Annotated in this window: 16 protein-coding genes and 1 riboswitch; of the genes, 2 read left to right on the forward strand and 14 right to left on the reverse strand. The window is 66.9% G+C overall.

Translation table 11 applies throughout. From position 1 onward, the window contains the following. Window positions 1-8: 8 nt before the first annotated feature. From pqqB to DMB37_RS41680, 5 genes are read right to left on the reverse strand one after another with little or no spacing between them, the layout of a single operon-like run. The gene (pqqB, locus tag DMB37_RS02080) at window positions 9-899 is read right to left on the reverse strand and encodes a pyrroloquinoline quinone biosynthesis protein PqqB (RefSeq protein WP_135231185.1); all 891 of its coding nucleotides are present in this window, start codon (window positions 897-899) and stop codon (window positions 9-11) included. Next, complete coding sequence (pqqE, locus tag DMB37_RS02085) at window positions 896-1,975, reverse strand: pyrroloquinoline quinone biosynthesis protein PqqE (RefSeq protein ID WP_135231186.1); 1,080 nt, start codon at window positions 1,973-1,975, stop codon at window positions 896-898. Before pqqE ends, pqqB begins: the two co-directional genes overlap by 4 nt. Then, window positions 1,968-2,240 carry a pyrroloquinoline quinone biosynthesis peptide chaperone PqqD gene (gene pqqD, locus DMB37_RS02090; protein WP_135231187.1) on the reverse strand — a complete coding sequence of 91 codons (273 nt, stop codon included), beginning with the start codon at window positions 2,238-2,240 and terminating at the stop codon, window positions 1,968-1,970. Before pqqD ends, pqqE begins: the two co-directional genes overlap by 8 nt. Then, window positions 2,221-2,949, reverse strand: coding sequence for a pyrroloquinoline-quinone synthase PqqC (pqqC, locus tag DMB37_RS02095; RefSeq protein ID WP_135231188.1), 729 nt, complete (start codon window positions 2,947-2,949; stop codon window positions 2,221-2,223). The genes pqqD and pqqC overlap by 20 nt, the downstream gene beginning before the upstream one ends. 35 nt (window positions 2,950-2,984) lie before the next feature. After that, the gene (locus DMB37_RS41680; protein ID WP_255508361.1) at window positions 2,985-3,110 is read right to left on the reverse strand and encodes a hypothetical protein; all 126 of its coding nucleotides are present in this window, start codon (window positions 3,108-3,110) and stop codon (window positions 2,985-2,987) included. Window positions 3,111-3,411: 301 nt separating this feature from the next. Here DMB37_RS41680 and DMB37_RS02100 point away from each other — a divergent pair, with 301 nt between their 5' ends. After that, window positions 3,412-5,022 (forward strand): PQQ-binding-like beta-propeller repeat protein, encoded by a 1,611-nt coding sequence (locus tag DMB37_RS02100; protein ID WP_135231189.1) that lies wholly within the window; start codon window positions 3,412-3,414, stop codon window positions 5,020-5,022. 15 nt (window positions 5,023-5,037) lie between these two features. Here DMB37_RS02100 and pqqA read toward each other — a convergent pair whose 3' ends face one another. After that, entirely contained in the window at window positions 5,038-5,154 is a 117-nt protein-coding gene (pqqA, locus tag DMB37_RS02105; RefSeq protein WP_135231190.1) for a pyrroloquinoline quinone precursor peptide PqqA, read from the reverse strand. A 182-nt stretch (window positions 5,155-5,336) separates the two neighbouring features. Here pqqA and DMB37_RS02110 point away from each other — a divergent pair, with 182 nt between their 5' ends. Further along, on the forward strand, window positions 5,337-6,365 hold the full coding sequence (locus tag DMB37_RS02110) for a sorbosone dehydrogenase family protein (protein WP_167768685.1): 1,029 nt from the start codon (window positions 5,337-5,339) through the stop codon (window positions 6,363-6,365). Window positions 6,366-6,369: 4 nt separating this feature from the next. Here the strand turns inward: DMB37_RS02110 and DMB37_RS02115 are convergent, their stop codons facing one another. From DMB37_RS02115 to solA, 8 genes are all read right to left on the reverse strand, one after another. Then, on the reverse strand, window positions 6,370-7,740 hold the full coding sequence (locus DMB37_RS02115) for an L-serine ammonia-lyase (protein WP_135231192.1): 1,371 nt from the start codon (window positions 7,738-7,740) through the stop codon (window positions 6,370-6,372). Beyond that, window positions 7,737-9,032 carry a serine hydroxymethyltransferase gene (gene glyA / locus DMB37_RS02120; protein ID WP_135231193.1) on the reverse strand — a complete coding sequence of 432 codons (1,296 nt, stop codon included), beginning with the start codon at window positions 9,030-9,032 and terminating at the stop codon, window positions 7,737-7,739. The genes DMB37_RS02115 and glyA overlap by 4 nt, the downstream gene beginning before the upstream one ends. Window positions 9,033-9,073: 41 nt before the next feature. After that, window positions 9,074-9,168, reverse strand: a riboswitch (glycine riboswitch). A 203-nt stretch (window positions 9,169-9,371) separates the two neighbouring features. Continuing rightward, window positions 9,372-10,157 (reverse strand): IclR family transcriptional regulator, encoded by a 786-nt coding sequence (locus DMB37_RS02125; protein WP_135231194.1) that lies wholly within the window; start codon window positions 10,155-10,157, stop codon window positions 9,372-9,374. A 12-nt stretch (window positions 10,158-10,169) separates the two neighbouring features. Then, on the reverse strand, window positions 10,170-11,729 hold the full coding sequence (locus DMB37_RS02130; protein WP_135231195.1) for a GMC family oxidoreductase: 1,560 nt from the start codon (window positions 11,727-11,729) through the stop codon (window positions 10,170-10,172). Beyond that, a complete protein-coding gene (locus DMB37_RS02135; protein WP_135231196.1) occupies window positions 11,722-13,251 on the reverse strand; it encodes an APC family permease in 1,530 nt (509 codons plus the stop codon). Before DMB37_RS02135 ends, DMB37_RS02130 begins: the two co-directional genes overlap by 8 nt. Before the next feature lie 58 nt (window positions 13,252-13,309). Then, the gene (locus tag DMB37_RS02140; protein WP_135231197.1) at window positions 13,310-14,791 is read right to left on the reverse strand and encodes an aldehyde dehydrogenase family protein; all 1,482 of its coding nucleotides are present in this window, start codon (window positions 14,789-14,791) and stop codon (window positions 13,310-13,312) included. A gap of 5 nt (window positions 14,792-14,796) precedes the next feature. After that, window positions 14,797-15,909: an aromatic ring-hydroxylating dioxygenase subunit alpha gene (locus DMB37_RS02145; protein ID WP_135237289.1), complete on the reverse strand. Its 1,113-nt coding sequence runs from the start codon at window positions 15,907-15,909 to the stop codon at window positions 14,797-14,799. A 37-nt stretch (window positions 15,910-15,946) separates the two neighbouring features. Beyond that, window positions 15,947-17,110: an N-methyl-L-tryptophan oxidase gene (gene solA / locus DMB37_RS02150; protein WP_135231198.1), complete on the reverse strand. Its 1,164-nt coding sequence runs from the start codon at window positions 17,108-17,110 to the stop codon at window positions 15,947-15,949.

Consider the following 17,110-nt stretch of genomic DNA (forward strand, 5'->3'; position numbering starts at 1 on the left):
CGATCACCTCACACGGTGAGTTCGGCACCGTCGGGTAGGACCTCCACACCCGCTTGCGCCACCAGAGCGCTAGCGGTGGAGGAGGGTTCCAGGAGGGGGTTGGTGTTGTTGAGGTGGGTGTAGATTCGGCGCAATCCTGGGTGGCGGGTGAGGGCAGTGAGGGAGCCGGTGGGCCCGGCTATGGGGAGGTGGCCCATGAGGGATTGGCCGGCGTCGGGGTCTTGGGAGTGGACGGCCGAGCCGAGTTCTTGGGCGCTGAAGAAGGTGCCGTCCAGTAGTGCGCAGTCGGCGGAGGCGAGCAGGTCGTCCAGGGCGACAGGCCAATTCGCCAGGCACGGCGCGTATACGAATACGCCGCCGGTCACCGGGTCTTCGATGCGGAGGGCGGTCACCCAGTGGGTGGAGGGGGACGGTGTCGCGACGTACTTCGGCGCCTTGGCGCTGATGGGGTGCGCGACGACGCGGAGCCCGCCGGCGAGTTCGACACCGGGCACGGTGCTGTCCTGCCACTTCCATGGGCGGTAGCGAGTGAGCAGGCTGCGCAGCGGCTGGAGCGCGTCGAGTACTACGGGGCTGGCGTAGACGGTCAGGTCGGCGGCTCCGCGCAGGATGGCCAGCCCCATCGTGTGGTCCACCTCGGCGTCGGTGAGGAGCACGCCGCGCACGGGGGTTTCTCGCGGTCCCGGGCCGGGGCGGAGGGCGGGCGTGGCGAGCAGTTGGGCGCGAATATCGGGTGAAGCGTTGAGCAGCCACCAATCTCGCGAGTTGCCGCTGACGGCGACGCACTCTTGACTGCGCGAGGGCAGTTCGCCGTTACGGGCACTCAGGCAGAGCTCACAGGCGCAGTCCCACTGCGGGAACCCACCTCCGGCAGCGGTACCGAGCAGGATCACCTTCACGGCGCCTGCGCCCGCATGGTGAAAGCCGTCGCCGCCTCGCTCAATGCGGCGTCGACGAGCGGCCGATCCGGGGACAGCCCGCACACCGGGTCGGTCGCCGCCGCGTCACCGGTGAACTGGAACGCCTGGCAACGGCAGCCGCCGAAGTCGGTGAACCGTTCGGGACAGGAGCGGCAGGGTTCGGGCATCCACGAGGTTCCGCGAAAGGCGTTGAACGCCTTCGATAAATACCAGATCTCGGCCAGCGGTCGTTCGAGCGCGTTCTCTACCGGCAAGGTCGCGATCACCGAAGCACCAGGGCACGGCAGTACATTGCCCTCGGGCGTGACGGTCAGTTGCCTTCTCCCCCACCCATCCATGCACGGCTTCGGCCGGTCCGCGAAGTAGTCCGCGACCACATACACCAGATCGGGCCCGCCCGCGTATTTCGCTCGAGCCCGCTGCATCGCCTGTCGCGCGTTGTCGAGCTGAATCGCGCTGGGCAGCAACGTGGCTCGATTACGCAGCCCCCACCCGTAGTATTGCGTGTTGGCCAACTCGATTCGGTCCGCGCCGAGACCGACGGCAAGATCGACGATCTGCTCGACCCGATCGATATTCCCCCGGTGCAGCACGACGTTCACGGTGAGCGGCAGTCCTGCACCCGTGATCGCCTCGGCCGCAGCGAGTTTCAGCGCGTGCACCCGGGCCCCCGCGATCCGGTCGGCGGACTGCGGATCCGCGTCCTGCATCGAGAGCTGAACATGGTCGACCCCGCGCTCCGCGAGCTGTTGCGCCCGCTGGGCGGTCAGTCCGACACCGCTGGTCACCAGGTTGACGTAGGCCCCGAGTTCCCTTGCATGCGCGACCAAGTCGGGCAGATCCCGCCGCGACAGCGGCTCACCACCGGAAAAATGCATCTGCACCACTCCGAGCTCACGAGCCTCGGTGAGTACATCGCGCCACTGCGCAAAGGTCAATTCCTCAGCGCGCGAGACGAGTTCGACAGGATTCGAGCAGTAGGGGCAGTGCAGCGGGCAACGATGCGTCAGCTCGACGAGCATGCCGAGCGGTGCCTCGATCGACGTCTCAGTCATCCAGTGCCACCACTCGTCGCTGCGCGAGCCGCGCCAACAGCTCGGCTATGTCCTCGGCACGGACGCCGTCGTACTCCGCGCCGAGCCGCTGCACAATGCGATCAATGCTGTGCGCACCATCGCAGAGCGCGAGCACCGCGGCAGCGGTGTCGTTGAGAACCACCACCCCTTCGGGCAGCAGCGCCAATTCACCACGCACCGAATCACTGGTGAGCCGGACACCCGGCCGCAGCCGCGGCAGCGTTCTATCGGACAGCTCGGCCATCACCGGCCCCCGTGTGATAGTCGAGTGCATCGAGCACAGCGCTCAGCACATCGCATTTGAAGGCGAGCGCATCGACGCAAGCCTGCTGCTGCGCACGGGTTTCGGCATGCCGGACCACCAGGTCGAGCAGCGAACGCCCCTCCGCCTCCACCATGTCGATGCGCGCGGTGAAGTACGCGAAACCCTGCTCCGCGATCCACGGATAGTGCTGTCGCATCCGGCCCAGCCGGTAGCTCAGCAACCCGGGCGAGAACAGCTCGGTGAGCCCGGACGCCACCGCCTCCAACCACGGGCGGCGTCGAGCGAAGTCGAGATAGGCGTCCACCGCGAAACGCGCCCCGGGCAAGACGAGACGCTCCGAGACCACCTCGGCGCGCTCGAGACCCACCGCCTCGGCCAGGTGCAGCCACTTCTCCGCGCCGCCCGGCGAGCCGTCGGCCCCGTCGTGATAGACGATCCGCGGCAACCACTCCCGCCGCACCTCCGGCAGCGGGCAGTTGGCGATGATCGCGGCATCCTTCTGCGGCAGGCAGCGCTGGTAGTACCAGCGATTCGCCACCCACAACCGCAACTCGTCCTTGTCCAGCCGCCCGTGGTGCAACCGTTCGTGGAACGGATGCCGGTCCCAATACGAAGCCTCGAGCGCGTGCAGCGACTGTCGGAACTCGGCGTCGCTCCAGCGAGTCTCCGTGTCACAGGCCGTGGACATCCCGGTACACCTTTGCCCTTCGCGTCACCGCCGCGTCAGTCACGGCCGGCGTAGGCGGTAATTTCCAATGCGGTATCGAAGAAAGCGAAATCGGGACGGCGCCATACCTTCTTGCCCGTCTCGACCTTTTCGGTAGTGCGGTTCTCGACGATGGCCTGCATACGAATGCCTCCGCTTGTCAAAGGATGCGTGAATACAGCGAGCCGAACACTCTGGTTCGCGAGCGTAACACGCCTGAGCGCAAGCAAATATGGCCCCACAGCAACTGGGGAAATGCACCCCATAAGGGGTAGAGAGGTTTCGGCAGTCTCTGCATGATTGCCTTCGGTGCCGTAACCGAACCGATAGCCGAACGCGCACGCCGGTCGTCCGAAACGTCACAGCGGCGTGGGTAACATGCTTGACGCTCCTGTAATTCGTATGGCTTAGCAAACTCCTGAGTCCGGGCGAGGAGCCACCCTCATGCACAAGAAAACACACGCAACGCCCCGCCGACGCGGCTCGTATCTGCGCCTGCCCATCCTGGTGGTCGCCGCTGTCCTGCTGGTGACCGGCACCAGCTTCGGCCAGTCCACCGCCGCCCAGGGTGACTGGTCGATGTGGCAATACGACCTGCAGGGTTCTCGGCACAATCCCCACGAGACCGCCATTACCCCGGCTACCGTGGGCTCGCTACAACTGAAGTGGGCGTTCGCCTTCCCCGACACCATCGCCGCGTCCAGCCAGCCTGCGGTCGTGGACGGCACCGTCTACGTCGGTGGCCGCAACGGCACCTTCTACGCGTTGGACGCCGACACCGGTGCGACCCGATGGTCGTTCCAGGCCGAAACGCCGCTCGGCGGCAACCTGCCGACCTTCGGCCTGCGCAACGGGCCCGCGGTCGCGGACGGCCTGGTCTACTTCGGCGACAACTCCGCCAGGATGTGGGCCCTCGACGCGGCGACCGGACAGCAGCGCTGGGTCCGCCAGTTGGACCCACACCCGTTCGCCATCATCACCGGCTCGCCCTTGGTGTTCGACGGCCACATCTACGTCGGCGTGTCCAGCCAGGAGTTGGGCCAGGCCACCAGCGACCACTACCCCTGCTGCACCTTCCGCGGCAGTGTCGTCTCGCTCGACGCCGCGACCGGCGACGTGCAGTGGCAGTACTACACGATTCCGCAACCGCAACCGACCGGCGGCAAACCGAACTTCGCACCCAGCGGCGCACCGGTCTGGTCCTCGCAGACTCTCGACGTGCCATCGCGCACGCTCTACTACACCTCGGGCAACCCCTACAGCGGCTACCCCGAAGGGGCGGAAGCGATCGGCGCGTTGGACCTCGACACCGGAACGGCCCGGTGGGTTCGACGTATGACGCCAGGAGACCCACCCTGGAACGGCCGCTGCGTGATACCACCACCCGGCGGGAACTGCCCGGATCCCGGACACGACTTCGACTTCGGTTCGCACCCGAACCTCTTCGAGATCAATGACCGCCTGGTCGTCGGCGCCGGCCAGAAGAGCGGTGTCTACCACCTGCTCGACGCCACCACCGGTGAAATCATCTGGCAGACCCGGCTGTCCACCCCGAAACCGATTCTGCCCGCCCCCGGCTCGGAGTCGCTGCAAGGTATTCAATGGGGCGCCAGCTATGACGGCAACCGCCTGTACGTCGCCACCTACCAGGCGCAACCCGGCACGCTGTACGCGCTGAACCCGGCCACCGGCGAAATGATCTGGGCCACCCCGAATCCCACCGAGGGCTGCCTGATCAATGTGCCGCCGGTACCGATGTCCCCGCTGTGCCAGCTCGCCATGCCGAACGCCGTCACCACCACTCCCGGCCTGGTTTACGAGGGCAGCATGGACGGCAAGATGCGCGCCTTCTCGGCCGACACCGGCGCGATCCTCTGGCAATACAACACCGCGAAACCGTTCAAGACGGTGAACGGCGTGCCTGGCCTCGGCGGCGCCATCAACGGTCACGGCGCCGTCGTCGCGAACGGCATGCTGTTCACCAACTCCGGTTACGGACGCCAGATCACCACCGGCATGCCGGGCAATGTGCTGCTGGCATTCGGCCTTCCGTAACCGCGGGGATGGATATCAACTACGGCCCGCGTAAGCGGTGATTTCGAGGGCGGTATCGAAGAAGGCGAAATCGGGTCGATGCCAAGTCTTCTTGACTACCTCGAGAATGCTGTTCTGGCCGCTGGCGTGCATGCGAATGCCTCCGATTGTCGCTCGAGAAAGATTCGGACTTCATGAGCGTAAGACGCCGTACACCCGTTATCTTCCCCAGTCGTTCTCCAGTCGAGATGACCGCCGAGATGTGGCTCTACTTAGCTATGACTTCAACACTTCGAAGTGCGGCACATTATGCCGGCACCGCTGTGATCGCTGTAATGGCAAGTTTTTTCGTCGCGCTGCCCAGTTCCCTCGCGGGACCGGTCACCGCGGCAGGCACCCCGGACCTCAATGCCCCGCAAGAGGTGGCTCGGGACATCGACGCGCCATGGGGTCTGATCTTCCTCCCGGACGGCGCCGCCCTGATAGCCGAGCGCGATACCGGCGTGATCAAGCGCATCGCACCCGGCACCACACCTACCCAGGTGTACCGGGTGCCCGGCGTGGTCGCGCGCGGCGAAGGCGGACTCCTCGGCCTCGCTGTCTCACCGAAATATGCTGAAAATGGTTACGTCTACGCCTATTTCACGGACAGCGGCGATAACCGGATCGTGCGCTTCCGCCTCGACGGACAACCGCAAGCGATCTTCACCGGAATCGCCAAGGCCAACATTCACAATGGCGGCCGCATCGCCTTCGGCCCCGACGGCATGCTCTATGTCGGAACCGGCGACGCCGGACAACGGAACAGGTCGCAGGACCCGGCCAGCCCCAACGGCAAAATTCTCCGCTTGGATCCCGACGGCAAACCGGCACCGGGCAACCCAACGCCGAATTCACCGGTCTACTCCCTCGGCCACCGCAACGTGCAGGGTCTGGCATGGGACGCCACCGGCCGGCTCTATGCCACCGAATTCGGACAGGACACCTACGACGAGGTCAATCTGATCGAGGCGAAGCGCAACTACGGCTGGCCCGTGGTGGAAGGCAAGGGCGACACCCAGAACGGCCGCTACACCAACCCCCTCGTCACCTGGTCGACCAGTGAAGCCTCCCCCTCCGGCCTCGCGATCACCGCGAACACGCTGTACGTCGCCGCACTGCGCGGCCAGCGGCTGTGGACCATCCCCCAGCGCGCCGACGGCACGCTGGACCGGCCGGTCGCGCAGCTGCGCAGCAAGTACGGCCGCCTGCGCACCCCGGTGGTGGCACCGGACGGCGCGCTGTGGCTCAGCACCTCCAACACCGACGGCCGCGGCACCGTCCGGGCCGGCGACGATCGAGTCATCCGCTTCCCGGCACGCTAGGGCCTCAGCACTCCACGACGGCTACCGCCAAACCGCCGCGCGAGGTCTCCTTGTACTTGTCGAGCATGTCCGCCCCGGTCGCCCGCATGGTCTGGATGACCTGGTCCAGCGAGACATGATGCATCCCGTCACCGCGGATCGCCATGCGAGCCGCGGTGATTGCTTTGACCGCCGCGATCCCGTTGCGTTCGATGCACGGGATCTGCACCAACCCGCCGATGGGGTCGCAGGTGAGACCGAGGTTGTGCTCCATGCCGATTTCCGCGGCGTTCTCGATCTGGCGTGGCGTGCCGCCCAGGACGGCGGCCAGGCCGGCGGCGGCCATCGCGCAGGCCGAACCGACCTCACCCTGGCAGCCCACCTCGGCACCGGATATCGAGGCGTTCTCCTTCATCAATTGGCCGATCGCGCCTGCGGTGAGCAGGAATTCGACCACGCTGTCCTCGTCGGCGCCGGTGACGAAACGCTGAATGTAGTGCAGCACAGCGGGAATGATGCCCGCGGCACCGTTGGTCGGCGCGGTGACGACCCGGCCACCCGCGGCGTTCTCCTCGTTGACCGCCATCGCGTACAGCGTCACCCACTCCATCGCGCGTAGCGGATCGTTGTCCTCCGCTTCGGCGCCGAGCCGCTCGAACAGGTTCGCCGCACGCCGCCGCACCCGCAGCGTGCCAGGCAGCACCCCGCCCGTCGACATGCCGCGCGCCACACAGCGTTGCATGACCTCCCAGATGTCGAGCAGTTCCGAGCGCACCTGATCCGCACTGCGCGAAGACATTTCGTTGGCCAGCACCACGGCACTGATGGACAGTCCGGTGGCCTCGGTGATCGCGAGCAGCTCGTCCGCCGAGCGGAACGGGTGGGCCACGGCGACCGGCGCCTCGACCGTACGCCCGTCGATCTCGTCCTCGTCGAGGACGAAACCGCCACCGACGGAGTAATACCGGCGCTCGAGCAGCACCCTCCCCGCCGCGTCGCGCGCGGCGAACAGCATGCCATTGGTGTGGAAGGCCAACCTCGTCAGCCCGAGCAACTCGACATCCTCGTCCACGGCGAACGCGATCGAGTGCACACCGCCCAGATACAGCCGCCCGGTGGCGCGGGCCGTGGCAACGGTGGCGCGCATGGCGTCCGGGTCGACGCTCTCGGGTTGCGCACCCGCCAGTCCGGCCACAATCGCCTCGACACTGCCGTGACCACGCCCGGTCGCCCCGAGCGACCCGTACAGTTCCACCCGCAGTGCGGCCGTCTCGTGCAGCACGCTGAGGTCTTTCAATCGCTCCACGAATGCGGCCGCGGCACGCATCGGCCCGACCGTGTGTGAGCTCGACGGACCGACACCGACCCGGAACAGGTCGAAAACGCTGATGGTCACGCCGGGTTCCGCATTCCGACATACAGCGGGAACTGCTGTGCCAAGGCGTCGACCCGCTTGGTCAGCGCCGCCGAGGCCTCGCCGGTACACAGCGCCGTCGCGATGACGTCGGCGACCTCGGTGAACGCCGCGATATCGAAGCCGCGCGCGGCCAGTGCCGGTGTGCCGATCCGTAGTCCCGAGCTGATCATCGGCGGTCGCGGATCGAACGGAATGGCGTTGCGGTTCACCGTGATGCCCAGCCGCTGCAACAGGTCCTCGCCCTGTTTACCGTCCAGCGCGGCCTCGCGCAGGTCGACGAGCACCAGGTGCACGTCGGTACCGCCGCTGACCACGCCGATACCGGCCGCCCGGCAATCCTCGGTCAGCAGCCGCTCGGCGAGCAGCCGGGCACCCGCGAGGGTCCGCTCCTGCCGTTCGCGGAACGCGGGCTCGGCCGCCATCTTGAAGGCGACCGCCTTGGCCGCGATCACATGTTCGAGCGGTCCGCCCTGCTGGCCGGGGAACACCGCCGAATCCAGCTTCTTGCCCAATTCCGGTGTGGCGAGGACGAATCCGCCGCGCGGCCCGCCCAGCGTCTTGTGCGTGGTCGAGGTGACGACGTGCGCGTGCGGCACCGGCGAGGGATGCAACCCCGCCGCGACCAGACCGGCGAAGTGCGCCATATCGACCATCAGGTAGGCGCCGACCTGATCGGCGATCCGCCGGAATTCGGCGAAGTCCAACTGCCGCGGATAGGCGGACCAGCCCGCGATGATCAGCTTCGGCTGATGCTCTTCGGCCAGCCGCGCCACCTCGGCCATGTCGACCAGCTGATCCTCGGCCCGAACGTGGTATGCGGCAACGTCGTACAGCCGCCCGGAGAAGTTGATCTTCATGCCGTGCGTGAGGTGACCACCGTGGTCCAGCGCCAAGCCGAGGATGCTGTCACCGGGCCGCAGCAGCGCGTGCATCACCGCGGCGTTCGCCTGCGCACCCGAATGTGGTTGCACGTTCGCGTATTCCGCACCGAACAGTGCGCGCAGCCGCGTGAGGGCCAGCGACTCGATCTCGTCGATGTGCTCGCAGCCGCCGTAGTAGCGGCGTCCCGGGTAGCCCTCGGCGTACTTGTTGGTCAGCACGGTGCCCTGGGCCTGCATCACCGCGAGCGGCGCGTAGTTCTCCGACGCGATCATCTCCAGCCCGCGTTGCTGGCGGTCGGTCTCCCGATCGACCATCGCGGCGACCACGGGGTCGAATTCGCGCAGGGAGACATCGAGTGGGGTACGGAGATCGGCGGCGGGATCTGCCATGGGGAGCCTTTCGTCGACGCGTGCGCGCGCGTAAGTGTGGCTCCTCCCGCTCTGTCCTAGGGCCTGAGAGATTCACGCGCTGTGCGTTTGCCCCGTCGGCGAGTGCCTCGATGCACTACTTTTCAGAGTTGCCTGATGCGCAGCGGTACTGGGCCTGAGAGATTCCCGGGAGGTGTTGCTCCTTCGGCTCTCCATCGAACGGATGGAGATCTCCCGCTGCGTGTGCGGCGAATATTCAGTTGTTGCATATAGCGCAACAACTGCGCAATACGGCACTCAGTATTGTCGGCGGCCGCGCGCGTTGTCAATGGCGAACCCCGGCCGTACCAGCCCGGCCCGTCAGCCGAAGTAGCCGAGCCGCCTGCTGATGTCCGCGGCGCTCGCTATCGCGAGTTCCGCCATCGGCGCGAAGCGGTCCGGGCCGAGCCGATACGACGGCCCCGAGACGCTCAGCGCCGCGACGATCGCGCCGTTGCTGTCGAAGACGGGAGCGGCGACGGCGTTCAGCCCGATCTCCAATTCCTCACGCACACTTGCCCACCCGTTCTCGCGCACCGCCACCAGCTGGGCGGCCAGGTCGGCGACCTTGGTCAGCGTGTTGGCGGTGTAGCCCTCCAGCTTCGGGCCGACCTGCTTGCGCAGCGCCGCCGGTGCGAGCCCGGACAGCAGCACCTTGCCGCTCGACGTGGCGTGCGCCGGGCAGCTCTGCCCGACCCAGGACCGCAGGGCGATCGAGCCGGTGCCCGCCGCCTCGACGATATTGATGATCCGATTCCCGTCCAGCACAGCAATATTCGTGGTCTCGCCGGTTTCGGCCGCCAGCGCGTTGCACGCGCCCTGACTCTGCCCGACGAGATCGACCTGCGCGCTGGTGGATCCGGCCAGCCGGACGATGGAGAACCCGAGCCGGTACTTGCCGCGGTCGGAGAGCTGCTCGACGTAACCGCGTGATTCCAGCACGGCGACCAACCGGGAGACGGTAGATTTGTGCACGCCGAGCTCGGCGGCGATCTCCGTGACGCCGGCCTGCCCCAGCTTGGCGATGATCTCCATCACCAGCAGCGCGCGGTCGACCGACTGCACCGCAGCGGCCCGACCCGTGTCCTCACCATCCTGTTTCGCCATGACGCCGTCATTCTAGGCTGATCCCCTGATCAGGTCCGCGCACTTCTCGGCCATGGCCATGACGGTGATGTTCGGGTTCACCGCGGGCAGTTTCGGCATCGCGGACGCGTCGACCACCCGCAGCCGCGACACCCCCTTCACCCGCAGCTCCGGATCGAGCACCGCCAGCGGATCCTCGGGCGCACCCATCCGCGCGGTGGCGGCCGGGTGGTAGACGGTGTTGTGGGTGGCGTGGATATAGCTCAGCAGTTCGTCGTCGGTGGTCGCGTCCGGTCCGGGGGCGAGTTCCGCGGCGACCCACTCGCGCAGCGGCGACTGCTCGGCGATCCGGCGGGCCAGCCGGATACCGGCGAGCATGACCTTTTCGTCGTGACCATCCGGATCGGTGAAGTATCGCGGGTCGACTTTCGGCCGATCCCGGAAGTCACGAGTGCGTAGCCGGACGGTGCCGCGCGAGCGCCCCTGGGTCACGTTGGGGGTCAGGCAGAAACCGTTGTCGGTGGTCGGGTAGCCGTGGCGCAGGGTGTTCATGTCGAACGGCACGCTGCCGTAATGCATCATCACGTCCGGCAGGCGCAGTGTTTCGTCGGTGGTGGCGAACAGGCCGATCTCCCACCACTGCGTCGAGGTCTCCACCATCGGCTTGGCGGCGTCCCAGAACACCAGTCCTTCCACATGGTCGTCCAGATTCGCGCCGACGCCGGGCGCGTCGACCAGCACCGGAATGCCGATCTCCCGCAGATGATCGGCGGGCCCGATGCCGGACAGCATCAACAACTTCGGCGTATCGATGGCACCCGCGGTGACGACGACCTCGCGCCGCGCCGAGACGGTGTCGTAGCCGGTGAGGTCGGGGCGTTGGTAGCGCACGCCGGTCGCGCCGCGGGCCCCGTCGAAGAGGATCTCGCTGACCCGGCAGTCGGTGCGCACCACCAGATTCGGGCGCGAGTTCAGCACCGGGTGCAGGTATGCGTGCGATGTCGACATGCGCGTACCGTCTTCGGCCGCGTTGATCTGGAACCAGCCCGCCCCGTTGCGCACGGTGGCACCCCGGTTGAATTGCACCGTCGGCAAACCGACCGCCGCCGCCGCTTCGAGCACCGCCAGGCCGCACGGGTCGACCGGCGGAACATCGCGCAGCCGAACAGGTCCGGTGCGACCATGCTGCTCGCCGGGGGCGTCGTTGGTCTCCAGCCGCGTGACGTACGGCAGCACCTCGGCCGCGCTCCACCCCTTCGCGCCGAGGGCGGCCCACTCGTCCAGATTTTCCGCGGGCGGCCAGAACGCGATACAGGAGTTGTGCGAGGAACATCCGCCGAGCACTTTCGCGCGGGCATGGCGCAGATAGCTGTTCCCGCGCTCCTGCGGTTCGATCAGGTAGTCCCAGTCGTACCCGGAGTCCAGCAGGTGCATCCAGCGGGTGAGCTCGAGAATCGCGCGATCGCCGACATCGGACGGGCCCGCCTCCAGCAGGCACACCGACACGTCCGGATCCTCGCTGAGCCGGGCGGCGAGCACACACCCGGCGGTCCCGCCGCCCGCGATTACGTAGTCGAACACGGTGTCAGCCATCGGCCCGCACCTCCGCGGCGTGCGAGGCCAGCGTGCCGATTCGATTGCGCCCCTTCACCGCGTACCACAGCAGGCCGGAACCGAGGATCAACCCGATGTAGACGAACGCGCCCCAGGTGTTGTACCAGGGACTGCCGTACACCCCGGGGCGCGGCCAGGCCAGGTTGAGCGCCATGCCGACACCCCACACCACCGCGACGATATTGACGAGCATGCCCCACCGTCCCATCGTGAAGTAGCCGCCTTCGGCCAGTTCCTTCGGCGGCCACTGCCCTTGCAGCCGCTTCTTCAGCATCGGCCCGGTCACCATCAAATAGGCCAGGTAGATCATGATGATCGCGATCGATGTCAGCACGGTGAAGATCTTGGGCTGGCCGACATTGACCACCAGGATGAGCGTGGCGAGTACGCCGATGAGGATGGCCGGAATCACCGGCGTCTGGGTCTTCGGATGTACCCGGGCGAGCTTCTCGCCGAACGGCAGCGCGTTGTCCCTGGCCATCGCGAAGGTCAATCGGATGGCGGCCGTGTGCACGGCGAGCGAGCACACCGTCACCGCGATCACGATGCAGCACAGGAAGATCGTGCCGAGCGGACCCCACATCACCTGCTCGACGATGTATTGCAGGCCGCCGCTGGAGCTGCCGATCTGCGGGTCGTCGAGATCGGGCGCCGCCATCACGGCGAAGGCCAGGATGCCCCCGCCGATGACGAACGAGGCCAGCACGGCGCGCAGAATGGCCTTCGGCGCGGTGCGCCGCGGCTCGACCGTCTCCTCACCCAGCGAACTCGCGGTGTCGAAGCCGTACATCACGTAGCCGGAGGCGAGCGAGGCCACCAGGAACGCGCCGAGGTAGCCGCCGGACTCCCCCGCGCCGTAGCCGTGGGTCGAGAAGAACACCTGCGGACCACGAGTCGCGTTGGCCGCCAGGATGATAACGATCAGCACCGCCGCGATGAGCTCGATGAACACGCCCGAGCTGTTGATCCGCGCCATCAGCCGCACGCCGAGCGCGTTGATCGTGGTGGTGAACAGGATCATGATGGTGCCGAGCAGCACCGCGTTGGTGGCGTAGTCGTACTCGCCGGTCCCGTCGCCGATGATCTGGAAACCGGTCCACAGCCGCGGCAAGTTCAACTGGAGCGCGAGCACCACGGCGGCCAGCGTCACGATCGAGGCGGTCAGCATCAGCCAGCCCGACGACCATCCGACGATTCTGCTGCCCAGCGACTTCGACCAGTTGTAGACCGACCCGGCGACCGGATAGCGCGCCGCGAGTTCCATGAAGCACAGCGCGACAGCCAACTGTCCGACGAAAACGAGCGGCCAGGACCACAGATATGCGGGTCCGGCGCTGCCGAATCCGAAATAGAACAGCTGGAATGTGCCGGTGAGGATGGAGATATAGCTGACGCCGGCCGCGAAGCTCGCGAATTTTCCGATGCTGCGGTCCAGGGATTCCTTGTAGCCGAAATCCGCCATGCCGGTACCGTCGGGCACCCCGCGCTCTGTGACTACCATCGTTACTCTTTCGCGGTAATGGCCGGTACGGGCTGTCCGGCCGACAATGAAACTACGATCAGACGCCCTTGAACCACTCCGCAGGCTTCGGTGCCGTGTTGTGCCAAATGTGTTTGATTTCTTGGTATTCGGCCAATCCGGTCGGGCCCAGCTCGCGGCCGTTGCCGGATCTCTTGAATCCGCCCCATTCCGCGCCGGCGGTGTAATAGCCGAATTCGTTGAGCCACACGGTGCCGTGGCGCAGCGCGCGCACCACCCGCTCGCCACGGGCCGCATCCGAGGTGCGAACCCCCGCTGCTAGACCGTATTCGGTGTCGTTGCCGAGCCGGATCGCCTCGGCCTCGGTGCTGAATCGCTCGACCGTCAGGATCGGGCCGAAAGTCTCCTCCTGCACCAGCCGCATCGACCGGTCGCAGCGGTCGAAGATGGTCGGCAGGTAGAAGCTGCCGTCGCGCAGAGCAGGGTCGTCGGGCCTGGCGCCGCCGGTCACCAGCTTCGCGCCCTCCGAAATGCCCAGCGCGACATAGGCTTCCACCTTCGCGCGGTGTTCCTCGGAGACCAGCGGGCCGGTTTCACTGGCCGGGTCGAGGCCGGGACCGACCCTGATCCGTTCGGCCCTGGTCGCCAGTTCCGCGACGAAGTCGTCGGCGATGGACTCCTCGATGATCAACCGGGTGCCCGCCGAGCAGACCTGCCCGGAGTGCAGGAACACCCCGGTCAGCACGTGGTCGACGGCGCTGTTCCACTCGGCGTCGGCGAAGATGATGTGCGGGTTCTTGCCGCCGAGTTCCACCGCCACCTTGGTGACGTGCTCGGCGGCGACCCGGCTGATCGTCCGGCCGGTGGCGAGCCCGCCGGTGAACGAGATGAAATCGACCTCCGGATTGTCGGTCAGCGCCGTACCGAGGACCGCGCCGCTCCCCTGCACCAGATTCAACACCCCGGCGGGAACACCCGCCTCTTCGGCGAGTCGCGCGAACTCGATCGTGCTCAGCGGCGTGACCTCGCTCGGCTTGAGCACCATCGTGCAGCCCGCCGCCAGCGCGGGCGCGACCTTCCACGACATCTGGAGCAGCGGATAGTTCCACGGCGCGATCAGCACGCACACCCCGATCGGCTCGCGCACCACCCGGCTGATCACCGCCGGATCGCCTACGTCGACCAGTCGGTCCGACTGCACCCCGACCAAGCCCGCGTAATAGCGGAACACCGAGATCACGTCGTCGATGTCGATCCGGCTCTCCACCAGCGTCTTCCCGGTGTCCGCCGTCTCCAGCCGCGCCAGCCGCTCCTTGTCGCGGGCCAGCAGGTCCGCGATCCGCAGCAGCAGCGCCACCCGATCGATAACCGGCGTCGCGGCCCAGCTTCCCTCGTCGAAGGCGGCCCGTGCGGCGGCGACGGCGTCGCGCGCGTCCTGTGGTGCCGCCTCGTCCACCGTGGCCACGACCGCGCCGTTGGCCGGGTCGGTGATCTGGCGCAGCCCGCCGTCCGCGGCGTGCGTCCATCGACCGCCGATGAGTAGATCAGGGTCGCCATTCATCACATTCACCTCACGTCACCGATCCGACAGGACAACCATTCGTGGAACTCCGCGATGTGGTGCTCGGCGGGCACGAGCACCCCGCCCTTACGGTAGGCGCGGGAGGACATGGTCGGTTGTGTTCGCGCACATGCCGCGAAGTCTTGCTCGTTGACCCGGTGGAACAATTCGACAGAACGGGACACATCTCGTCCCGACGCGACCACATCTTTGGTATACAACCAATCACACTCGACGATAGTGCGGTCTGCCGACACGGGGAACATCCGGTGAAAAATGATGTGATCCGGGACCAGATTCACAAAAACCGTCGGCCTGATGGTTATCGCGAAGTAGCGACGGTCCTGTTCGGGAGTAACCCCCGGTAGCCGGTCGAAACCCGGCGAACCGTCGACGGTGAATCCGGCGATATCGGGTCCGAATTCGGCGCCGTGACCGACGAACACCTGTGCGGCCAGGCCCTGGGCGAATTCGGGCAGCACCTCGGTCAGCTCGGGGTGGATGGTCGCGCAGTGGTAGCACTCCATGAAGTTCTCCACGATGAGCTTCCAGTTCGCCGCGACGTCGTAGACCACCCGGCGGCCCACCTCGAGGGTGTCGATCTCGTAGGCGTCGATCGCGGCCGGGTCGCCGAGGCGTTCGGTGACCGCGCCCATCACGTCGTGCTCGAACGACGGGGGCTCGTCGGCCAGGCAGACCCAGGCGTAGCCGAGCCATTCCCGCAGCGCGACCGGGACGAGTCCGTAGGCGACCCGATCGATGTCCGCGCCGGTGGCGTCCTTCAGCGCGCCCATGTTCGGCGCGGCGACCAAGGTGCCGTCGAGTGCGTAGGTCCACGCGTGGTACGGGCATTGCAGGTTGCGGCGCACCTGTCCGGTGTCCTCGGTGCACAGCATCGCGCCGCGGTGGCGGCAGATGTTCAGGAACGCGCGCAACTTCTCGTCGCGACCGCGCACGATCAGGACACTCTCGCGGCCGACCCGCACCCGCTTGAACTGTCCAGGTTGTGCGATATCGCCGGTTCTGATGGCGCAGAACCACATTCGTTCGAAGAGCTGCTCCTGTTCGGCCGCGAAGACGCGGTCGTCGACATACCACTTGCCGCCCAGGGTCGGCATCAGCGCCGGTGGCGCATGCGTCGCCCCACCGGAATCGCTATGCGAGGTTGTTTCCACTGGTCACCAACCTTTGCGGGTCGAAAAGTGTGATGGGGTGCGCGGTCTTCGCGTCGATGACCAGGTCGGCCAGGATCTCGCCCACCACCGGGACGAATTTGAAGCCGTGGCCGGAGAAGCCGCAGGCGATGGTGACGCGGGTGCCGCCGGGATGGCGGGCGATCACGAAATGCTGGTCGGGGGTGTTGGAGTACATGCAGGTCGCCGTGTGGACGCACGGACCGGAGACGGCCGGAACCAACGCGGCGACGCGGTCGCGCATCTCCTCGACCTCGTGTGGGTGCACAACGCGGTCGATGGTGTCCGGTGTGCAGACGATGCCCTTGCGGAAGAACGCCGTCTTGACCCCGCCGGTCGGCCCGTCGATGGCGGGAAAGCCGTAGATCTGCGTGCCGGATTCGTCCTCGGCGATGTAGATCGGCTGGTCTTCGAACGCGGCGGTCCCGCCGATCGGATCGAACCAGTAGAGCACCTGGCGTTCGATGGTGATCGGAATGCCGAAGTCCGCCAGCAACTGTGGCGCCCAGGCTCCGGGGCAGACGACCAGCTGTTCCGCGCGGTAGGTAGCTCTGGTCGTGGTCACTGTCACGCCGGAATCGGTCTCCGCCCAGCGGAGCACCTCTTCGCCGAACGACAGGGTCGCGCCGGCCCGCAGCGCCAGGTCGATGTGGGCTTGCACGGTCAGTTCGGGGCGCGCGAACCCGCCGTTGGGTTCATACACCGCGATGTCGTCGGGCGCGGGCGTGAAAAGCGGGAAACGCCGCTGGATTTCGGCGGACTCCAGAACCTGGTGCGGCAGCGACCATTCGCGACTCGCTCGCAGACTGCCCGCGACCGTCAGGCTGTCCGGTGGGCCGAGATACAGGCCGCCGGTGCGTCGAGTCACCTCGCGGTCGGCGTCGGTAGCCAGCTGCTCCCAGAGTTCGTAGGCACGCAGCAGCAGCGGAACGTAGGCGGGGTCTTCGAAATAGGACTGCCGGATGATGCGAGAGCCGCCGTGGCTGGAGCCTCGGTCGTGCGCGGGCGTGAACTTCTCCAGCCCGAGCACCCGCTGACCGCGGGCCGCGAGGTGATAGGCGGCGGCGCTGCCCATGCCGCCGACGCCGATCACGATAGCGTCGTAACCCGTTGTGGCCGTGGTCAT

The organism is Nocardia sp. CS682 (assembly GCF_004634405.1).
GTDB lineage: Bacteria > Actinomycetota > Actinomycetes > Mycobacteriales > Mycobacteriaceae > Nocardia > Nocardia ninae.